General features: G+C 34.1%; 19 protein-coding genes. All 19 read right to left on the bottom strand.

Translation table 11 applies throughout. The features are described from left to right. The 19 genes from EV196_RS20285 to thrA all read right to left on the bottom strand — a co-directional run bounded on the left by EV196_RS20285 (position 1) and on the right by thrA (position 20,987). Entirely contained in the window at positions 1-435 is a 435-nt protein-coding gene (locus EV196_RS20285; RefSeq protein ID WP_317128019.1) for a mechanosensitive ion channel family protein, read from the bottom strand. Beyond that, positions 432-1,118, bottom strand: a complete 687-nt coding sequence (locus EV196_RS20290) for a mechanosensitive ion channel domain-containing protein (RefSeq protein WP_317128020.1) — start codon at positions 1,116-1,118, stop codon at positions 432-434. Before EV196_RS20290 ends, EV196_RS20285 begins: the two co-directional genes overlap by 4 nt. After that, on the bottom strand, positions 1,118-1,351 hold the full coding sequence (locus EV196_RS12740; RefSeq protein ID WP_132218156.1) for a hypothetical protein: 234 nt from the start codon (positions 1,349-1,351) through the stop codon (positions 1,118-1,120). Before EV196_RS12740 ends, EV196_RS20290 begins: the two co-directional genes overlap by 1 nt. A 90-nt stretch (positions 1,352-1,441) precedes the next feature. Further along, positions 1,442-4,576, bottom strand: a complete 3,135-nt coding sequence (locus EV196_RS12745; RefSeq protein ID WP_132218157.1) for an efflux RND transporter permease subunit — start codon at positions 4,574-4,576, stop codon at positions 1,442-1,444. Between the two features lie 4 nt (positions 4,577-4,580). Then, positions 4,581-5,645, bottom strand: a complete 1,065-nt coding sequence (locus tag EV196_RS12750; RefSeq protein ID WP_132218158.1) for an efflux RND transporter periplasmic adaptor subunit — start codon at positions 5,643-5,645, stop codon at positions 4,581-4,583. A 22-nt stretch (positions 5,646-5,667) separates the two neighbouring features. Further along, the gene (locus EV196_RS12755; protein WP_132218159.1) at positions 5,668-7,005 is read right to left on the bottom strand and encodes a TolC family protein; all 1,338 of its coding nucleotides are present in this window, start codon (positions 7,003-7,005) and stop codon (positions 5,668-5,670) included. Positions 7,006-7,071: 66 nt separating this feature from the next. Next, positions 7,072-7,533 carry a GbsR/MarR family transcriptional regulator gene (locus EV196_RS12760; RefSeq protein ID WP_132218160.1) on the bottom strand — a complete coding sequence of 154 codons (462 nt, stop codon included), beginning with the start codon at positions 7,531-7,533 and terminating at the stop codon, positions 7,072-7,074. A 278-nt stretch (positions 7,534-7,811) separates the two neighbouring features. After that, positions 7,812-8,522 carry a YebC/PmpR family DNA-binding transcriptional regulator gene (locus EV196_RS12765; protein WP_132218161.1) on the bottom strand — a complete coding sequence of 237 codons (711 nt, stop codon included), beginning with the start codon at positions 8,520-8,522 and terminating at the stop codon, positions 7,812-7,814. A 138-nt stretch (positions 8,523-8,660) separates the two neighbouring features. Next, the gene (locus EV196_RS12770; RefSeq protein ID WP_132218162.1) at positions 8,661-8,957 is read right to left on the bottom strand and encodes a 4a-hydroxytetrahydrobiopterin dehydratase; all 297 of its coding nucleotides are present in this window, start codon (positions 8,955-8,957) and stop codon (positions 8,661-8,663) included. A 243-nt stretch (positions 8,958-9,200) separates the two neighbouring features. Then, positions 9,201-10,031: a sugar nucleotide-binding protein gene (locus EV196_RS12775; RefSeq protein WP_132218163.1), complete on the bottom strand. Its 831-nt coding sequence runs from the start codon at positions 10,029-10,031 to the stop codon at positions 9,201-9,203. A gap of 14 nt (positions 10,032-10,045) precedes the next feature. Then, positions 10,046-10,960 carry a glutaminase gene (locus tag EV196_RS12780; RefSeq protein ID WP_132218164.1) on the bottom strand — a complete coding sequence of 305 codons (915 nt, stop codon included), beginning with the start codon at positions 10,958-10,960 and terminating at the stop codon, positions 10,046-10,048. Between the two features lies 1 nt (position 10,961). After that, a complete protein-coding gene (gene gcvT, locus EV196_RS12785) occupies positions 10,962-12,044 on the bottom strand; it encodes a glycine cleavage system aminomethyltransferase GcvT (RefSeq protein WP_132218165.1) in 1,083 nt (360 codons plus the stop codon). 362 nt (positions 12,045-12,406) lie between these two features. Continuing rightward, on the bottom strand, positions 12,407-12,949 hold the full coding sequence (locus EV196_RS12790) for an Hcp family type VI secretion system effector (RefSeq protein ID WP_132218166.1): 543 nt from the start codon (positions 12,947-12,949) through the stop codon (positions 12,407-12,409). A gap of 114 nt (positions 12,950-13,063) precedes the next feature. Further along, entirely contained in the window at positions 13,064-14,605 is a 1,542-nt protein-coding gene (locus EV196_RS12795) for a T9SS type A sorting domain-containing protein (RefSeq protein WP_132218167.1), read from the bottom strand. A 233-nt stretch (positions 14,606-14,838) separates the two neighbouring features. Then, on the bottom strand, positions 14,839-15,705 hold the full coding sequence (locus tag EV196_RS12800) for a DKNYY domain-containing protein (protein ID WP_132218168.1): 867 nt from the start codon (positions 15,703-15,705) through the stop codon (positions 14,839-14,841). A gap of 115 nt (positions 15,706-15,820) precedes the next feature. Then, positions 15,821-16,147, bottom strand: coding sequence for a DMT family transporter (locus EV196_RS12805; RefSeq protein WP_132218169.1), 327 nt, complete (start codon positions 16,145-16,147; stop codon positions 15,821-15,823). A gap of 19 nt (positions 16,148-16,166) precedes the next feature. Next, positions 16,167-17,462, bottom strand: a complete 1,296-nt coding sequence (gene thrC / locus EV196_RS12810) for a threonine synthase (protein WP_132218170.1) — start codon at positions 17,460-17,462, stop codon at positions 16,167-16,169. A gap of 70 nt (positions 17,463-17,532) precedes the next feature. Beyond that, the gene (locus EV196_RS12815; RefSeq protein ID WP_132218171.1) at positions 17,533-18,456 is read right to left on the bottom strand and encodes a homoserine kinase; all 924 of its coding nucleotides are present in this window, start codon (positions 18,454-18,456) and stop codon (positions 17,533-17,535) included. A gap of 86 nt (positions 18,457-18,542) precedes the next feature. After that, a complete protein-coding gene (thrA, locus tag EV196_RS12820; RefSeq protein WP_132218172.1) occupies positions 18,543-20,987 on the bottom strand; it encodes a bifunctional aspartate kinase/homoserine dehydrogenase I in 2,445 nt (814 codons plus the stop codon). Positions 20,988-21,487 lie beyond the last annotated feature (500 nt).

Consider the following 21,487-nt stretch of genomic DNA (forward strand, 5'->3'; position numbering starts at 1 on the left):
TTATAGGTTAGGTTGTAATTCGGTTTTTAGTTGCGCTAATTGGCTTTCTTTGAACACCATCGTTCTGTGAGGAAAAGGAATGGAAATACCTTCTTTATCAAAGCGTTTTTTAATGCTTTCGTATAAATCGCATTTCATAACAAAGGCCTGGTCAAAATTTAAGGCCCATGCCCAAGCTCTAAGTGTTACGGCACTATCGTCCAATCGTATCACACGTATGATTACTTTTTTTACATTGTTATATTTATCGAGTTCGCTACGGTGGTCAAGTAAGTTGGGGTGACTTTCACATTCTTCACGCATAATATGCTTTGCAAGGTCAATATCGCTATCATACGAAATGCCAATCTCAATCCATTGGCAGCACATACGTTCGCCCAAATCGTAATTAATGACTTTTTCTTTATTGATGACCGCATTTGGAATAACAATCATTTTATTTTCATAATTACAAAGATGGTATGTCTTAAAGTAATATCTGTAACCGTGCCAACCATGGTTTCATCTAGTTTTATAATGTTGCCAATTTTGAAAGGTTTAAAAGCAATAATGAAAATACCACCTACCAGATTTGCTAGTGCCTCTTGTGATGCCACACCAGCAATAACCGCTAAAATCCCTGCTCCACCTAAGGCTGTTTGCGCAATGCCCCGCATGGAAGGAAAAGCTAATATGGCTAATATGCCACCAATAAAATAAATACCAAAAACCACCAAATAGTGTAAAAACTTATCACTGGTGAAATCTGTATCAGCAGCTTTCTTCTTTGCTATGGAACGTGAAAAATACACATTAGCAGAAGAGGCAAATACAATAGTAAAAATGGCTACAATACCTAAATACAAAATAAGGTAAAAGTTTTCGGTAGCAACTTTGTAGGATTCTTTATCAATGAAAATAAAACTGATAGCAGCAATACCTAAAACTATCCACATCACTCTCAATATCCTTCTAATTAATAAAATGGTTGAAGGTTCTTCATTAGGGAATTTTGTTTTTACTTTTTTAATCAACCATCTGCATAAAAGGTTGGATAAAAAGATTAGGAGCAATACCATGGTAACCACTATTGTTGCGTATATAATTGCTTGTTTGTGGTCGTTAAAAAAATCTATCATTAGGCTAGGTTTACGATAATGTTATATTTTGGAAGTTGTTGATTATGAATGTTAATCTCATATTGGAGATATTCATGCAATTCTGGAAGTACATTAAAAATAACAGAATCGTTTAGGTCTTCAATAAATGTTTCTATAAAAAATACCATGCGTTCAAAATCCATTTCTGAAAAAGATTGTTGGACGCTTACTTCAAGCTTTGATGTTTTTCGGTTAGATTTATAATAGAACATATCTGTTGTTTTTAATTAAATCCCCAAACCTAAAAGCGTGTTATTAATTGCGAGTTAGTCAAATTTTGCTTTTAGGCTGGGAATTATATACTAATGTGTCATTTTAATATCGATGGTTCCAATATTTTTGGCTTCTAATTTGGCATCTTTCTTTTTAATGTCGCCTTTCCATATATCAATAACCACATACATTACAGGAACAATAATCACTGTGAATATCAACGAACTTGTTAATCCACCAATCAATACCAGGGCTAATCCATTTTTCCATTCGGCACCAGCACCAGAGGCAAATGCAATAGGAATCATGGCGATTACCATGGCTAAAGTTGTCATTAAAATGGGACGTAAACGGGTTAATCCAGCTTTTTCGATAGCAACTAAAGTGTTGTCTCCTTCGGTCTTAAACTGGTTTGCGGCATCAACAATCAGAATCGCATTCTTTATTACTAACCCCACAAGCATAATCAATCCTAAAAAAGTAAATACGCCTAAACTTTCTTGAAATAATGCCAGTATTAAAAAGGCTCCAATTAATGCTGTAGGTACCGAAAACATAACTACTAGGGGATAGGCATACGATTCATAAAGTGCCACCATAATTAAATACACCAAAATAATGGACATTAATAAAGCCAATCCTAAACTTGCAAAAGCTTCAGTCTGACTTTCTAAATCTCCGCCCATTTCAAATTCTACACCATCAGGAAAGGTCATGCCTTCAATGGCCGTTTGCACGTTTGTTGACACATCGCCAACAGGCAATCCGGCTACTTGTGCACCAACACTTAAAGACGAACGTTTGTTGTCTCGTTCTAATCGTGTTGGTCCTGTAGATTGGGCAACATCTGCAAATTGTTGTAATTCAATCAATTCGCCAATGGTGTTTAGAAAGGTTATTTTTTTGATATCCTCAATATTTCTACGGTCAAACTGATCTAATTTCACATTAATATCATATTCATTTTCACCATCACGGAATTTGTATTGCGTATTTCCCGCAAAGGCATTTTGCATGGTATTCCCAACATCGCTCATGGTTAAATTAAGGATTGCCATTTTATCTCTATCCACGGTAATGGCAACTTCAGGATTACCACCACTTACAGAAAGCTCCACATTTCGAGCGCCAGGAACCGATTCAACGGTTGCTTTTACTTCATCTGCAACCTTTAAAAGTTCGTCAATACTATTTCCTGTTAATACCACTTGAATGGGGCCAGCAGTACTACCACCAACCATTCCCACAGCCGCAGTTTTAAATTTGACTCCAGAAATTGTTTTGGTTAATTTTGTTTTAATAGCGCGCGAGAATTCTTCCGAAGAAATAGTACGTTTATCTGGACTAATCATTTTTGCATTAATCTGTGCAAGATTAGATGAATTTCCACTACCTCCAGTTCCTGTTCCAACTGTAGTAAAAACGGAGCTTACAATGGCGTCACTCAATAATATATCTTCAACTTTTAAAGCCGCCAGATTCGTTTCTTCAATGGTAGATTCTTTGGGTAATTCCAATTCTACCAAAAATTCACCATTATCACCATTTTTAACAAACTCGCTTCCTATAAAGCCAAAGACCATTAAAGATAAAGACCCAATTACCAAAGCAAGTAATGAAAATGCGGTAACACGTTTCCGAACGAGTGTCCATTTTAAAACATCTCTATAAAATTTATTAACCCCTTGCAAAAAATTCTCAAAAGCAATTAAAGGTGTGTTCAATATGTTTTTCTTCTCCAGATTGATAACTTTTGAAAAACGTGATGCCAATAAAGGTGTTAATGTAAATGAAACGGCTAATGAAATAGCTGTTGCAAACGCAACTACTACCGCAAATTGTTTCAATAAATCGGCAATTAAACCGGTTACAAACGTAATAGGAAGGAATACGGCAATAAGTACCAGGGTAATGGACATGACCGAAAGCCCTATTTTTTTCCAACTCTCTATGGCGGCTTCCATTCTGGTTTTGCCTTTTTCCATTTCGGCGTGAATACTTTCCAGAACCACAATACTGTCATCCACCAAAATACCAACTACTAACGATAATCCTAAGAGGGTCATCAAATTTAAAGTATAGCCTAATTGACTCATTGCGATGAATGTAGCTACAATAGATACAGGAATGGATACCATAACAATGATAGAATCTCTCCAACTCTTTAAAAAGAATAGCATTATGATGGCCACTAAACCAACCGCAAGCATCAAATCGAAAATTACGGCATCAGCGGCTTCCAAAGTAAAAACGGAGCTATCTTGTGCAACGGCAATCTTTAAATCATCAGCGGTGTGCTCCGACTCAATTTTTTTAATTTCCTTAATGATATCTTCTGCAACTTGTACGGTGTTTCCATCAGATTGTTTTGAAATGGTTAAACCGATGGAGCTAATGCCATCAATTCTGGAAATGGTGGTTACATCTTTTGTGGTATCATATACTTCTGCAATTTCTTCAATCTTAACATTGCCGCCATTTTGCGCTGTTTTAATGCTCAACCCTTTAATATCTTCAATGGAATTGAACTTACCTGAAAGTCTAACGGTTACTTGTTGGTCGTTATCTTTAATATTTCCTGTTGGAAAATCAAGATTTGCAGACGCGATGGCTTGGGTTACTTGTAGGATGCTTAATCCGTAGGCCTTTAATTTATCTCGGTCAACATTGATGCGTATTTCGCGTTCATTTCCTCCAATAACTTCAACTCTTGCAACACCTTCAATACGCGATAAGGTTTCTTTTATGTCGTTGTCAACCAAGTCGTTAAAAGCAATGGCATCCATTTTGGAAGATACTCCCAAACGCATAATTGGCATGTCATCAAACGAAAATTTATCTACACTAGGTTGGATTACCTGCTCTGGCAATTGGCCTATAATATTGTTAACTTTCCTTTGTGCATCTTGTAAAGCCTTATCTACATCGGCATTATATGTTAATTCCACAGAAACAATAGAAATACCTTCTTGAGAAATGGATTTGATACTTTTTACACCTTCTAAAGCGCTAACTGCGTCTTCAATATTGGTAGTCACCGAATTTTCAACTTCTGATGGTGATGCACCCGGATATGTTGTGCTTATTGACAGCATGGGCGAAGTGATTTTCGGCAACAATTCGTAGCCTAAACCGGTATAACTTATAATCCCTAAAAGCGCGATTATGGTAAAGACAACAACAGCTAGTGTGGGTCTTTTTACTGATAATTCTGTAATGGTCATGCGCTTATTGGTTTGTTATTTTTACTAATGTATTATCGGTTAAATTGATGATGCCTTTGGTAACCACCTGTTCTCCTTTTGATAAACCGGCAAGAATAACCACATCGCCATCAATGACGGCACCCGTTTCAATTTTCTTTAATTTGGCTTTATTATTTTCAATAACGTAAACCGAAGGACTTTGAAGACTGCCTACAATAGCTTCTCGCGGAATTATGGTTGCTTCAATTTCATTGGCTTTTAGCCCGTCAAAATTTACCTCTGCAAAGAGTCCTGCTCTTAATTGATGGTCGGTAGTATTTTCAACTTCTATGGTAACTTTAAATTTTCTGGAAACATCTGCTTTTACACTAATATTGCTCACTTTCCCCTGAAAGGTTTTAAGGGGATAAACATCGGTTTTAATAGCAACCACTTGGCCTTCTTTTATTTTTGAAAGATTATCTTCGGCTACGTTTACTATAATTTTAAGTCTATCAACTTGTACAATTTCTGCGATGTTATTTCCTGGCATCACAAAGCTGGTTTCTTCTACCATTAAATCATTAACAATGCCGTTAATAGGAGATTTTATAACCGTAAAACTTAATTGTTGATTGATTTGCGCAATATTGGCACGTGCATTTTCTTGTTGAATCCGTGCATCTTCCAAAGCACTCTGGCTTACGGCACCTACTTTTTCCAAACGTTCGTAACGTTCTACGTCTTTTTCGGCTTTTGCAAAAGCAGATTGTGCACTGGATAATTGAGAATTTAATGACACGGCATCTACTTTGGCGATAACTTGTCCTTTTTTTATTTGCTGGCCTTCTTCAACTCTTAAATATTCAATACTCCCTTGAGATTCTGCAACCAAGGTTACTTCTTCCCAACCTTTAAATTCACCTGTTGCCATTAAACCTTTAGATATTTTTTTAGAACCTACTTGGGCAGTTTGAACAGGAATGGCATAAGCTTCTTCAACCATTTGAGCTTTTTCGGTCATTTCTTTTTTATTGGCATACAAGGTATAAGCGATGGCTAAAACAATGATTACTGCTATAATGGCTATGATGTTTTTGGTTTTCATTTCTATTTGGTATGGTATTTAATTAATTTTTTGAGATAAGTTGAGCCAATTGACCACTTGTTTTAAGTATTCTTAAGGTGGCAATTTTAGATTGTAATAAAGCATTTAGATAATTGGATTGTGCTTGGCGTAATGCAAATTCTGAATCCAATAGCTCTGTTAAATCGGCAACACCTTCCTTGTATGATGTATTAATGCCGGTGTAATTTTCATAAGCCAATTGCATGTTTTCATTTTGGCTTGTAATTTGGCTTTGGCTTAATAGCATTTGCTGTAAAGCATCCTGATAATCTTTTTCAATAGATGTTTTTAGCATTTTTTGGTCTTCTTCAAGCTTAAGCGTTTCCAGCTGTTTTTGTTGTATGCGTTTTCGTCTGGCACCTCCGTCAAACACGTTTAAGGTTGCCGAAAGCCCGTAAGTTCCGTTCCATTGATCCGTATATGGTGGTGTGTCAAACGTAAATTCGTTAGTGTTTCCTTGATAATTGTAATTGAAAAATGCACTTATTTTAGGTAAATAATTGGCGCGTTCCACTTTTTGGTCGAGGATTGATAAATCCACTTGTTTTTCTAATTGTTGATACTGAATATTTGAATGGAGATCCAAATTGTTTTGCAACGGAAAAGCCTCGTTATCTTCTAGTTTTTCGGTGAGATTAACCTCAGCATCCATAGGAATGTACAAGTACAGTTTAAAAAGCCTTTTTTGCTCGTCCATTTGATATTGGGCATCCTCAATTTGGGTGCGCAAATTACTTCTATTAACCTTTAACTGGTTAAGATCCAGTTTCTTGATAATGCCCTCTTTGTATTTTAAATCGGAAAGGTTAATTAAACTGTTGGTACGGTTAAAATTTTCTTCCAAGAGTTGCACCTGTTTTTCGGTTACTTGTATTTGAATATAAACCTGAACCACGTTAATAATCAAATCTTCGGTAGTTTGAAGTGTAGCAAGTGCCTGAATTTCATTTAAGGCCTTTGCCGCTTTTATAGAGTTAAACAATTGAAAATTTAAAAGCTGTTGTTCAGCTCGAACGCCTCCTGTGAAGGCATAACGGTTTCCAAAGGCTACACCCACGGTGGTTCCTGGTTCACCTCCAACTATTTCGGCAGGTAATTGTTGTTCTGCAAGCGAAAAGTTATCGGTAAATCCGCCGGTTGCAGAAATTTGTGGGAATGCCGCCGCTTTAACTTCAGCAATTTGAGCAGCAATAATATCTTGGTCAATCTTTGATTTTGATAAAGTTATATTGTGGTCTACGGCATACGTCACCGCTTCTTCAACATTAAAATTGAAGGTTTGGGAACCCATTGTATAAGTTGTTATATAAAAAATAATAGTTATTAGTATTGATTTCATTTTTTTTAGTTATAGTAAGTATAGTTTGTTCTGTATAAAAAGAACTAATTTAGTTAAAAAAATAGCTTAGCGTTTTTCCCAACGATCAATAATGGCGATGCTTTCTTTAATATAGTAGTCCATGAAATTTGCCAGTTCTTCCAGTTGTTTGTTAAATTGAACCGTATCGGTAGTTCTATTTTCAAGTATTTCTCTAATCATATTGGTGTAGCCATCCAACCCTAAAATACTTTTTCGAAAGGAAGCTTTCCATTGGTTTAGTCTGGAATAAAAATATCTTTTTCTATCACCAGGTTTTGTTTTGTAACCAATCCTATCAAGAGTCAATAAATAATTAATAGCATTACTAGTAGCACTTTTGCTAAGTTGTAGTGCTTCGCGAATTTCATCAAAAGTCAATTCAGGAGAATCGGAAATTGTTAAAAGTGCATTAACACGAGCAGGTGCAGGTGCAATTCCCATTTGCTCCTCAATAACCCCGAACTTTTCAACAAGTTCTCTTTGCTTTTCTGTGATTGAATTTTCCATATCGGGTACAAATATAGTTAGTTTTATTAGTTCTGCGATAAGAGAACCAAAATATTAAGATAATTTTAACGTTATAAAATTGAATATTATGGTAATATACTTGAAAAAATTAGTTTATCATAAATGTTTGATTGTATTTAAATGCTTGTAATTATAAAAATGTCTGTTAAAGTCATTTCTATATTAGTCCTAAAAAAGAACACATATAAACGATTATATATAATATGTTTTGATTTAGAAATGAGGCGCTTACTAATGATTAAAGGGCTTTTTAGGATTTATTCCTCCATGGTGTGATATACATTCTGTACATCATCATCATCATCTAACTTTTCTAAAAGTTTTTCAACATCGGCTGCTTGTTCTGGAGTAATTGATTTTGTAACCTGAGGAATACGCTCAAAACCAGATGAAAGTATTTCAATACCTTTTTCTTCTAAAGCGGCTTGAATGGTTCCAAAACTTTCAAAAGGAGCGTAAATTAAAATGCCATCTTCATCGGCAAATACTTCTTCGGCACCATAGTCTATAAATTCTAATTCTACTTCTTCTGGGTCTAAACCTTCAGCATTGATTCTAAAATTACAGGTATGGTCGAACATAAATACAACCGAACCAGATGTGCCTAAACTACCATCGCATTTGTTGAAATAGCTACGTACATTGGCAACGGTTCTGGTATTATTATCGGTAGCGGTTTCAACTAAAATAGCAATACCGTGGGGTGCATACCCTTCAAAAATAACTTCTTTATAATCGCCTTGACCTTTTTCGCTTGCTTTTTTTATAGCACGTTCCACATTGTCTTTAGGCATGTTTACCGCTTTGGCATTTTGCATAACGGCTCTTAACCTGGCGTTTCCTGCTGGGTCTGGACCGCCTTCTTTTACAGCCATAACAATGTCTTTTCCAATACGAGTAAATGCTTTACTCATAGCAGACCAACGTTTCATTTTACGTGCTTTTCTAAATTCAAAAGCTCTTCCCATAATTTATGTTTAATGTTAAAAAGTAAAAAGTTTAAAAGTCTATTTTAAAACTGTGGCAAATTTAAAAAAATCCGTGAATTGAAATAATGATATTTATCTTAAAATATTTGACTAAAACCTGTTTCTGTAAATTGAATTTTAATCTTCGTCTTCTGGTACAACAATAGCTTCGATGGCTTTTGCTAGTTTGAAATCTTTTTCGGTTACACCGTGTGCTGAATGTGTTGTTAATGAGATGTTAAGCACGTTGTAAACGTTGGACCAATCTGGGTGGTGGTTGAGCGCTTCACACTCGAAAGCAATTCTGCTCATGGCACTAAAGCAATCTTTAAAGTTTTCGAATTCGAATTCGGCGTGAATGGCATCATCATAATAATCCCATTCTGGTAAGCTTAATAATCTTTTTTCTATATCTTCTGCTGTAAGTTTGCTCATAATTTAGTTTTTAATGTTGATTGTAAATTTACTAATTTCAAAATGAAAAACAGAATTATTGTTGTGGCTTATTTTGGTTTAAGCTTACAAAGTTTTATAAAATTTAGACGGAAGAAAAACATTGGTTTTGCCTTTATTTAGCAAGTATGCCCGCGTTAGGGATTGAAGCGGAAAGCCCACAGGGACGCAGGAGCGAGGACTTGCAGCAAAAAGCCCGACCCGATAGGGGAACGCCCACATGGTTTATATTTCTAATTCGGTTAGTATTTCCTGACTTATTAATTGTAGGTTTTTTGGGAGTAAATTGTATTTGGGCAAAACGGCTAGATAGCGCTCGTTGTTGGTGGTGTACACTTGTTTGAAAATGGGGTTGGTGATGCCTAGGGATTTGATGATGTCTTTAAAAAAATCGTCATGATGCACCAAATCGCTACTGCCCAAATGAAAAATACCCGATTTATTGCGGTTGATGATGTAATGGATTTGTTGTGTTACCTTGGTATCGGTGGTGACATTCATTATTAAATTAGGAAATACTTCAATGGGTTCTTTATTTTTTACTTGCTGAATAATTTCTTGAATTCTAGGTGATTTTGATCCGAAAACCATAGGTAACCTCAATATAGCGACTTGATTTTTTGGCAAGCGCAATAGCATATTTTCGATTTTTATTTTGAAATGACCGTAGATGCTGTTGCTGTAGGTTTTGTCGGTTTCGTAACTTGGGTATTTGCTGTAGGCATCAAAAACGTTTGCAGATGATAGAAAAAGGAGTTTGATATTACTAGCGAATACATATTCTGTAAGATGTTGATGTACCATCACTTGCTTTGAGAAATCGCCACGAAGTGCGGAGATAATGATGGTTGGTTTAACGATATCTAAAATTTCATAAATATCATCTTCCTCTATGTTGTATTGAAAAAAATGGTTGTTTTTTTCTAATTGTGTGTTTGATGTTCTATAAGTGCCGAAAGTTTTAAAATAGGAGCATAGTTCTCTGTATAAAACGTTTCCTAAAAAGCCGTTAGCGCCTAAAATTAAAATTCTATGTTTGCTTTCTTTTTTATCCATAAACCAATTTTTTTTTAGAAAATGGATAGTTTTGTTTTTGTGGTAAATTGCTCCAGGGCTTGCATGCCTAGTAGTGAATTTCCTTTTTTATTAAGTCCGGGAGACCAGGTAACAATAGTATATTGGTCGGGTAGAAGTGCTACAATACCTCCGCCAACGCCACTTTTACCTGGTAAGCCTACTTCGAAAGCGAACTCGCCCGCTTCATCATAAAACCCACAAGTTAGCATGATGGCATTTATACGTTTTGCTTGAGACTCTTTTAAATGAGCTACATTTTTTAAACAGGCTCCTTTGTTTGCTAAAAAGAAAAATGTTTTTGATAGTTGGCTGCAAGTCATTTCTATGGAACATTGATGAAAATAAAAATCTAAAACAGCATCAACGGGATTTACTAAATTGTTAAAGGATTTTAAAAGGTTTGCTGCCGCGTAATTTTTAAAACCTGTATTTCTTTCTGATTCAGCAACTTCTAAATTAAAGTTAATGGAGGCATCGTTCGCTAAATCTCTTACAAATTGTAAAAAATCTTCTTTCGGGTTTTTTAAATGGGTTAAAAGAATATCTGCTATAACAATAGCTCCCGAATTAATTAATGGGTTTCTAGGAATGCCATTTTCAATTTCTAATAAAGCTAATTGATTAAATGGGTGACCAGAGGGTTCTACATCTACACGCTCCCAAACCGATTCGCCAATTAATGCCATGGCTTTTGATAAAGCTAAAACTTTGGAGATACTTTGTATTGAAAAAAGCGTATTGAAGTTGCCAACACCATATTCAAAACCATCTAGAGTTCTTAAATGAATTCCAAAATTATTTTTATCAACATGTGCTAATTCTGGAATGTAGGATGCTACAATGCCTTTATCTTTTGCATTTATTGCATCTGAATAAATTCCATCCAAAACAGCTTTTAAATATTGCATATCAGCCTTTATAAAACGGAAGCTTTACAATTGTTGCAGGAACCGCATTTTTACGAATTTGAATATAAATTTTGCTTCCCACTTCGGTAAAAACAGTAGGAACGTAACCTAAACCAATGCCTTTGCCTAGTGATGGTGCCATAGTGCCCGAAGTTACGATGCCTATTTTGTTTCCGTTGCTGTCAACAATATCGTAATCGTGACGTGGAATTCCACGTTCGTCTAACTCAAAAGCTACCAATTTGCGTTCAGTACCTTGTTCTTTTTGTTTTTTTAAGGCTTCGGAATTTGTAAAGTATTTTGTGAATTTTGTAATCCACCCTAAACCAGCTTCTATAGGTGAAGTGGTATCGTTAATATCATTTCCGTAAAGGCAATAACCCATTTCTAAACGTAAGGTATCACGAGCAGCCAACCCGATGGGTTTGATGCCGAAATTTTTCCCAGCTTCAAATACGTTGTCCCAAATTTGTTTGACTTCGCTATTTTTGCAATAAATTTCAAATCCGCCACTACCGGTATACCCTGTTGCCGAAATAATAACATGCTCGATACCTGCAAAATCGCCCACAATAAAATTGTAAAAGTTTATGGCGGACAAATCATGACTTGTTAAACTTTGCATCGCTTCAATAGCTTTTGGCCCTTGAATGGCAAGTAAGGAATAGTCATCGCTTAAATTGCGTATGGTCGCATTCATTGTGTTTTTAGAGCTAATCCAGTTCCAATCCTTTTCAATGTTGCTAGCGTTTACAACTAGTAGATATGTATCTTCTTTAACGCGATAAACAATTAAATCGTCTACAATGCCGCCATCATCATTTGGTAAACAACTGTACTGCGCTTTTCCAATGGTTAATTTTGAAGCATCATTACTTGTTACTTTTTGAATAAGAGCCAAAGCATGCTCACCTTCAATTAAAAACTCACCCATGTGCGATACATCAAATACGCCCACGGCTTTTCTAACGGTTTCATGTTCTGCAGTGACACCTTCGTATTGAACAGGCATATTAAATCCTGCAAAAGGCACCATTTTAGCACCAAGTGCTTCGTGAGTTTTAGTTAAGGCTGTATCTTTCATTTTAAATATATTTTTATTATTTCTTATGAGCGAGAAATAAAATTATTTTTAACGAAAGCAAATGTATTGAAATTTTATGGAAGGTGGTTTTGGGATGGGAGTTAAAAATGTGTAAAGAAATATAGTAGTATGTTAGTTTAATATAAAAATAAATTTCAGTGTAAACTATGTTTTATATTAAATGAAGATAGTTGAATTTTCTGCAAAGTCAGATTTTCTATAACTATTATTAAATTTTAATTTAACGGACACTTCTTCAAATGTGTTGCTAAAATTTAAACAATCTTATGTATTACATCAGTATCACAATTGATGAAAAGGTAATGTTTGCGGATATTATTTAAGTATTTAAATGAAATATTTTATTTGCCCACAGACAAATCATACGTTATTTCGTGTTCCTTTCCCTTATTAATATACTTTGTGGTAATTTTTTCAAAGTCTAAAGAAATAATTTCTTGCCGGTTTGAGCTTGAATCTATTTGATGCTTTTTAATAGAAACGTTTTGAAGTTTTATAATCAAATAGGGGGTTTGTGCGTTGTTTTCAGATTTAACAAGAGTAATGATCACCTCGCGAAAAACTTTACCTTGCATATTTGCTAACATTAAATATGGTGTTGCAGCATCAATATTTTTTACTAAAGAAATTGGAGTCATATTGGCTTTTGCTCTAATTCTTCCAGTTCCCAAACTGTTTCCACTAGTTTGTTCAATTAAAGAGGCTAATCCGAAAATCTCTATTTCATCTTTAAATCGACTTGATTTTGATTCTCCTGATATATCTGGGATTTTTAAATAGCCAGTAACATTAGTCGACGTGATTGGGTTTTCTTGGGTGCTTTGAGCATTTACTGTTATTGAAAACAAAAACAAACTGACAAATAATAGCTGAATTAATTTCATAATAAATTGATTTTCTTAAAGTTATAATTTTTTTTCGAAATTCACAATATAATTTTCAGAATAATATTTTGAGTTATTACGTTTTTATACAAGACGAGTAAAAATTATGTTTTTTTATTCCACTACAAGTCGTTTTGAAATAATATTTCCTCCTTCAAATTTGAATTTTACAACATAAACCCCTGAATTCAACATAGTAATATCTATTTGTTGAGATGTTGATGAGTTAACACGCTGACCTAAGTTATTATAAATAATCAATTCTTCAAACTTACCAGAAGTAATTGTGAAACTAAACGTGTTCTTAGCGGGATTTGGTATTAATTTTATTGAAGTATTCATTTCCAGTTCATCAACGGATAAACTTTCTTGATCAATACTATAAGCAACTATAACGGGTATTACGTCGTAAGCACCAGTAGAAGCTCCATCATAAATAGAAAGGTAAAGTAAATTAGAATCGGCATCATAAGTACCTCCAACAATTTCGTGATGCTCTGGTGTACTGGAATAAGCATCATATTGAAAAGGCACACTAAATTCTCCATAAGCATAAGGTCTAACGCTATATGCTTCAGAGGTTCCGTTTTTTACAGCTAATAAATCATTAACATCCCAAAGCCAATAATAGTTATAGTTATCTTCTGCATCATAAGCACAAGGGCCGCCGCAAACATTACCATTATTTTGTTTGGCTTTGTAACCAATACCAGAATTATGCCCGCTGGAGGAGCCAATGGTTATGTAGGTTCGCGTGTTGGGAACAATAAAACCATAGCTTGCTTGCGATTGTTCTGTCCATAAATTATTAGTGCCAACAACAATATCTGCATCGGCTGAAGTATGACCAGAAAATGTAGTGCCATTGAGTTCTAATACATTATAATTGGCATTGTAATAAGTATTGAAATCTGCATACAACGGATTGCTGAGATCAAAATTCAACAATGTTGTGGTTGATATGTTTGTAGTCGACGCATTTATTAAATCTGTTACATTAAAGGAAAATGCAGAAATTCCCATGGCGAGTCGGCTATTAATAGGATATTTACTTGAGTTACCAGTAATATGAGAGCCACCAAGTAAGGTTTGCCATTCTGTTGGGATTTCAGAAATCCAACCCGAAGCATGTGCTTCTCCATTTAAAGAGAAATACCCTGTAATAGCACTCGTTTCTATAGCTGAAGCATTATCGACAATTAAAGTAGTGTGCGAATTGTTAGCAGCTGCATCGTAATATTCTAAAGCGTTGACTATAAGCTTATTGTTGAAAAGGTATAATCCACTAATTCTATCGATGTTTTGAGGATTAGAGTCTGGTGTTGCATTTAAAATACTTCTAAAATTCTGTAAAATGGAAGCACTATTTAAATCGTTTAAATTTGTGCTGTTTACTAAAATTGGTATTGAAAATTCAGCAACAGCACCATGCAAATTAAAACCAGCTAGGAATAAGGAATTATTGGCACTGTTAAACGCTAATGTTCCTGAAGCATAATTGGCATTGGAATCGCCATATTCATTTCCGGGAATAGTAAAAGCGCCTTCATACTTTAATTTGTTTATTTGTAATAAAGGAAGTTCGGTGGCTTGTGCTAAACAAATCTGTACACTTGAAATTGTAAACAATAAAGAAAATAGGTTGTTTATCTTCATGAGGTATTGGTTTAGTTAGAATACATATTAACAAAATAAAGTTTTAAACTGAACTTTGTTTTAATATTTACGTGAAGTAGGTGAGAAGTAGATGTTTTTTTGTTTTAGGCTTTCGATTAACATTTTATGGATATAAACTGTTGCGTGGTTTTAGCACGAACCTAAGCAAGTATAAAACTCACTTTCAAAAAATCGTGAAAATTTTTGTAAACAATCTAAAACCAAGCAATTAATTACATACGTTTTTGTTGTAATCTGTGCTCCATTTTATACCACCAATAGTCTTCGTCTATTGTACCTCTTAGTTTGTCGAATAGTGGCGCAAATTGTTGGAAGTCATATGTTTCATTTGGTTCGGTTTTATTAACGTAACAATAAGCAGGTCTATATTTATCGGAAACAAGTCCGTTTATAGGTTTTTCATTAATAGTGTTTTCGTAGATTAACGATTTTCTATCGAAATCATTTATTTTTTTTAGATTTTGAAGGTCATATGAGAACACCGAATAATTATCTGCCCAAAAGAATTTAGTAATCCGTTTTAAACTGGAATGTATATCTTTTGATAATTTTCCATTCCAATAAATTCGTTCTCCCGAAATTGCTATTTTCGAATTCCATAGATTAGCAAAAGTGTTATTGCTATTAGGACTTGAATTAATCCATTCCTTTTTGTAAGTGTCGTCAAAAAATAATTCTAAGCTATCACCTTTAATTATTTTTCCTCCAGGTCCAAAATAAAAACGATTATTGTCTTTTGCGTAAAAACGTCCAATAGCTTTAAATGACTTAAAATCAACATTGCCTTTTACCTGCGTTAAGAATAACTTTGTAGAATTACTTTTTTCAATCAAACTAAATCCATAAAGTTCTTTTTTATTTCTAATAAATGTTGGACTTAACCATTCGCAATCATTTTCGTCAAAAAATACAGGGGTAACTTTTCTGTCATTTATAAACCAATTCTTATATATATTCGTTTTATAATCACGAAAATAATTTTCAACAAGACGGTTATCTTTTATTATGATAGTAGATATTATTTGATACTCTCTGCATTGAGGTACATTATTAGGAAATAGACTTTCAGAAATCTTCATTATTTTAATAGTTTACAAGGCAAAGATAAAGCTCCGTTTCAATAAACTTTATCGTTTTTTAAACGAAGGTAGCAGGGCGTTTTTCCAAAATGAAACAAGAAATAAAAATTTCTAATCAATTAGAAACTACCTTCAAACCAATAATTGAGGCAATAAGCGTAGTAATAAAGAAAATTCTCCAAAAACTGGCCGGTTCTTTAAAAACGAAAATACCTAGCAACACGGTTCCAACGGCTCCAATACCTGTCCAAACCGCATAAGCAGTACCAATAGGAAGTTGATTTGTGGCTTTAATAAGTAATGACATACTTAATATTAAAAAACCTAAAAAGCCTACATACCAATATAAGGATTCGTTGCCAGTGCTTACTTTAGCCTTTCCGAGGCAAAAAGCAAACGCCACTTCCGATAATCCTGCAATAATTAAAATGAGCCAATTCATAGCACTTCAAATAACATGTTTACTTTTTCAATAAAAAAGCCTTTAAATCATCATATGTCGAAATGATAGTAGATTCTTTTTCTTTACCCATAACAGATTGTATTTGTGATGGTAAAGCTTGTTTCACTTGAACTACTTCTTCAACTACATCTAAAAATTTTGTTGGGTGTGCTGTTTCTAAAAATACGCAATGTGCGTTTGGCTTTTCTTTTAAATAATCTTTACATCCCAAATATCCAACCGCACCATGTGGATCGGCTACGTAGTTGTAATTTTTATACATTTCTAACATCGCTTCTTTAGTTTCCTTATCGGAATAACTATAAGATGTCAGGTTTGATTTTAAAGCATCAAAATTGTTTTTATAAATTTCTTGAATACGAATAAAGTTGCTAGGTGCTCCAACATCCATGGCATTGCTAATGGTTTGTATGGATGGCTTTGGTTCGTATAATTGAGATATTAAATAACGAGTTACCACATTATTGGCATTGTTTGAAGCTACAAAGTGTTTGATTGGTAAGCCTAATTGTTGCGCCATCATACCTGCGCATATATTTCCAAAATTCCCACTTGGAACAGAAAAAACGATGTCTTTGTGTTGTTTGTGTAATTGCTTGTAAGCAAACATGAAGTAAAACAATTGGGGCAGCCAACGCGCTACATTTATAGAGTTTGCTGATGTTAATTGCATTTGGCTCGTCAATGCTTCATCTAAAAAAGCTGTTTTTACCATGTCTTGACAATCATCAAACGTGCCATGAACTTCCAATGCTTTGATGTTTTGACCTAAAGTAGTTAATTGCATTTCTTGAATGTCGCTCACTTTTCCGCTAGGGTAAAGTATCACCACATTTACGCCTTTTACACCTAAAAACCCATTGGCAACCGCGCCACCAGTATCTCCCGATGTTGCTACCAAAACAGTAACTTCTCTATCATTATTTTGATTGAAATAACCTAAACAACGTGCCATAAAGCGTGCGCCCACATCTTTAAACGCCATAGTTGGCCCGTGAAATAATTCCAATGTTGAAATATTTTTATTTAATTTCACAACAGGAAAATCAAAAGACAACGTTTCTTCAACAATCGTTTTTAAAATTTCCTCTGGAATTTCTGGAGAAACGAATTGTTTAATTGCTTCAAAAGCAATTTCTGAGTGTGACAAATTATCAATGCTATCGAAAAAAGATTTAGGTAAAGCTGTAATGGTTTCTGGAAAATATAAGCCTTTATCTGGAGCAATTCCTTTTATAACAGCATTTTTAAACGTTGTGTTTGGTGCTTTATGGTTTAATGAATAGTAGTTCATATTGTTGTTATTTCTGCAAAGGCAGAAATCTGTTTTATTAGTTATTCTTAATGTTCCTTGATCTAATCTCTTAAATAATTTTTACGCCACTCGTGTTAATTTTAGATACATGAATATCAAAATTTATTCCTGTTTTTGCATATACTTTATGCATAGCATCTTTCACATTGTTAGCAGTTTCCAATCCTTTACTTAATGAAAATATTGAAGGTCCTGAGCCTGAAATACCTGCACCTAAAGCGCCTACTCTTATAACTTCGGATTTTACTTCGTAGTAGTGTGGAATCAACTGACTTCTATAAGGTTCTACAATCACATCGTTTAATGAACGCTTTATAAGCTCAAAATCGCTGGTATGTAGTGCGTGAATTAAACTGCCAAAATTAGCCCACTGTGTTATCGCGTGACTTAACGGAACTTCTTTAGGAAGAATGGCTCGCGCTTCGGATGTTTTAACTTCAATTTGTGGATGAATGATAGTAGCGTACAAATCGTTAGGCGATGGAATTTGTAAGATTTCTAAAGGAGACATACTTTTAACGAGCGTAAAACCCCCAAATAGGGCAGGGGCAAGGTTATCTGCGTGCTCACATTTACTAGCTAAAGCTTCACCTTTAACGGCAAATTCGGTAAGTTGGGTTTTGTTGTAAGGTCTTCCTAAAAGTTCATTCATTCCAAAAACACTTCCAACAGCACTTGCTGCACTGCTTCCAATGCCACTTCCCGGTTTTATTTTTTTGTTGATTTCAATTTCAAATCCGAAATCAGGTTTTATTGCTTCATACATGGCTAAAGCTGAAACACCTGCTACGTTTAATTCAGTTTCGTAAGGTAAATCGAAACCGCCTTCAATTTTTGTAATGAAAATGCCTTTTTTATCGGTTTTTCTAATCACCATGTCATCTCCAACACTGTCTAAACAAAAGCCTAGCACATCAAATCCACAAGCTACATTGGCTACGGTTGCAGGTGAAAATATTTTTATTTCGTTCATTCTATTCAGATAAAAGAAAATAGAGAAAAGAAAATAGACTAAAATGCTGTCTTTATTCTTTTTTCTCTATTCCCAAGTCTTTTTTTTTAGTCGTTTCCAATTCTAATAATATCTGCAAATAAACCAGAAGCTGTTACATCGGCTCCCGCACCAGCACCTTTAATGATCATGGGTTGTTCTGGGTAACGTTGCGTGTAAAACATCACAATATTATCTTTTCCTTTTAAATTATAGAATGGGTGAACGCTAGGTATTTCTTGCAAACTTACGCTTGCTTTTCCATTGTTAAATTGTGCCACATATTTTAATTGGCAATCTTTCGCTTTCGCGGAAGCATATAAAGCTTGGTAATGTGCTTCATCTGCAATCAATGTTTCATAAAAATCGTCTACAGTATCGCTTTCCATACCAGATTCTGATAAGAAAGGTGTGTTTTCGATATTTTCCAAATTCATTTCCACACCGCTTTCTCTGGCAAGAATTAAAATTTTTCTAGCCACATCCACACCACTTAAATCTATTCTTGGGTCTGGTTCTGTGTAACCTTCGGCTGCAGCTTGTTTTACTACATCGTAAAACTTGGTTGTGTCATCAAAATTGTTAAAAACAAAATTCAAACTACCAGATAACACTGCGTGTATAGAGGTGATTTTATCTCCCGAAACTATTAAATTATTTAACGTATCGATAATAGGTAATCCCGCTCCCACATTGGTTTCAAATAAATAAGGTGCATTGTATTTTAACGATAATCGCTTTAATAATTTGTAGTTTTCATAATCGCTAGAACAGGCGATTTTATTACACGCTACCACGCCAATACTTTGACGTAAATATTTTTCATATAAATTTGCAACATCCTTATTTGCAGTAACATCCACGAATATACTGTTGCGAAGGTTTAAGGATTTTGTGTTTTCGAAAAAACCATTTAAAGTCGCTTTTTCACCGTTTTCTAATTGCTCTTTCCAATTTGTTAAATCGATACCATCTTCACTAAAAATCATTTTTCTGGAATTTGATAATCCAGCAATACGTAAATTAATTTTTAAATTATCTTTCAGGTATTTTCGTTGTTGTTTTATTTGCTCTACTAATTTTACGCCCACATTTCCAACACCCGTAATAAACACATTTAGCTGTTTGGTTTTGATTTCAAAAAATTGTTCATGTAGAGTGTTCAATGCCTTTTTAACATCGCTTTGCAATATAACTGCTGAAATGTTTTTCTCTGAAGCCCCTTGAGCAATCGCTCTAATATTGATATTGTTTTTACCTAATGTACTAAACATTTTACCACTGATTCCTTGGTGGTTTTTCATGTTATCACCTACTAAAGCAATGATAGACAATTCTTTTTCAACAATAATTGGATCAATTTTATGTAAGGCGATTTCATTTTCAAACGCGGCATCAATAGCTGTTTTTGCTAATTCAGCATCATTTTCATCAATTCCTAAACAAATAGAATGTTCGGATGACGCTTGTGTAATTAAAATGACATTAATTTTTTCCTGAGAAAGCACTTCAAATAAACGTCTGGAAAATCCAGGAATACCAATCATGCCGCTTCCTTGAAGGGTTAGCAGCGCAATATTTCCAATATTACTAATGCCTTTTACTGGTGAAGTAGTAGTTATTTCATCGTTAGAAATAATCGTTCCAACTGCTTCAGGCTCTAAAGTGTTTTTTATGTGAATGGGAATATTCAAATTTAAAACCGGTTGTACCGTTGGCGGATATAGTACTTTTGCTCCAAAATGCGATAATTCCATCGCTTCTTGATACGATATTTTCTCGATAGGGTAGGCTTGCTTAACCAATTTTGGGTTGGTAGTGAACATGCCACTAACATCGGTCCAGATTTCTAATTGTTCAACTTTTAGAGCTGCAGCAACAATAGCTGCTGTAAAATCAGATCCACCACGACCTAAGGTAGTTTGTTCACCTATTTTAGATTTAGAGATAAACCCAGGAAGTATGGTGATTTGTTGATTTGCTGAATTAAAATAAACTTGTATATTTTTATTGGTGAGGGTGTAATCTACTTCAGCTTTTGTAAAGTTTGAATTTGTGACTACTAATTCTTGTGAATTTTTGCTTTCAGCAGATAATCCACGATTTTTCATGGTTTCAGCAATAATATAAGATGATAGTAACTCACCAAAACTCACTAATTTATCAGATGTTTTTGGCGATAATTCATTTATTAAAAAGATACCATCTAACAAACTTTTAAGAGCATTGAGTTTTTCGTCCACAAAAGCGATGATGTTTGAACTCTTATCTAAATTAAGTTCATTCACTATATTAAAATGAATGTCTTTAACTAAATTAAACGTATCAATATAGTCTGTTTCTTTGTTTTGTGCTTGTTTTCCAGCTAAAAGCAATTTATCGGTAATACCGCCAACTGCTGATACCACACATACTACTTTATCTTTTTTAGCATAATTTTCTAAAATGCTAATAACGTTATTTATGTTTTTTGACGAACCTACAGAAGTTCCTCCAAATTTTAAAACTTTCATGTGTTTTTATTTATTTTTTTCAATGGTCACATGGTGCTTCCATATAATTTTTTCTCTTTGGTTTCGAAACCTCGTTATGGAAGGTTCATGTTTTTTAATGAATTGATGATTTAAATAGAATATTAAAGATGTTGTGATTATAAAAATCACAAAGATAGACCGAAGAATATTTAATTAGCAACCCCAAAGGGTTGTAATAATTGTAGTGGTTCCAAAAATAGAAGCGGTTCCTTTTGCTATAAAAGGAAGTGTCGTGTTTATATTTTGGTTTAAATGATTCATTATTATCTATAATAATAGATTTCAAAAATATCACATTTAACCTTATAAAAAAATTAAAAATTCCTTTTTATAGTATTCTTATTTTCAATCAAGTTTCATTTAATAAAAACAACAATTTTTAATAAGTACTGAAAAATCTATAATACTAAAGAGGTGTTTGTGAAATTTCATTTACCATATTTATTTATGTGGGTGTGTATTTTAAATAAGAATTATAT

Origin of the sequence: Mariniflexile fucanivorans (assembly GCF_004341235.1) — a bacterium.
GTDB classification, from domain to species: Bacteria; Bacteroidota; Bacteroidia; order Flavobacteriales; family Flavobacteriaceae; genus Mariniflexile; species Mariniflexile fucanivorans.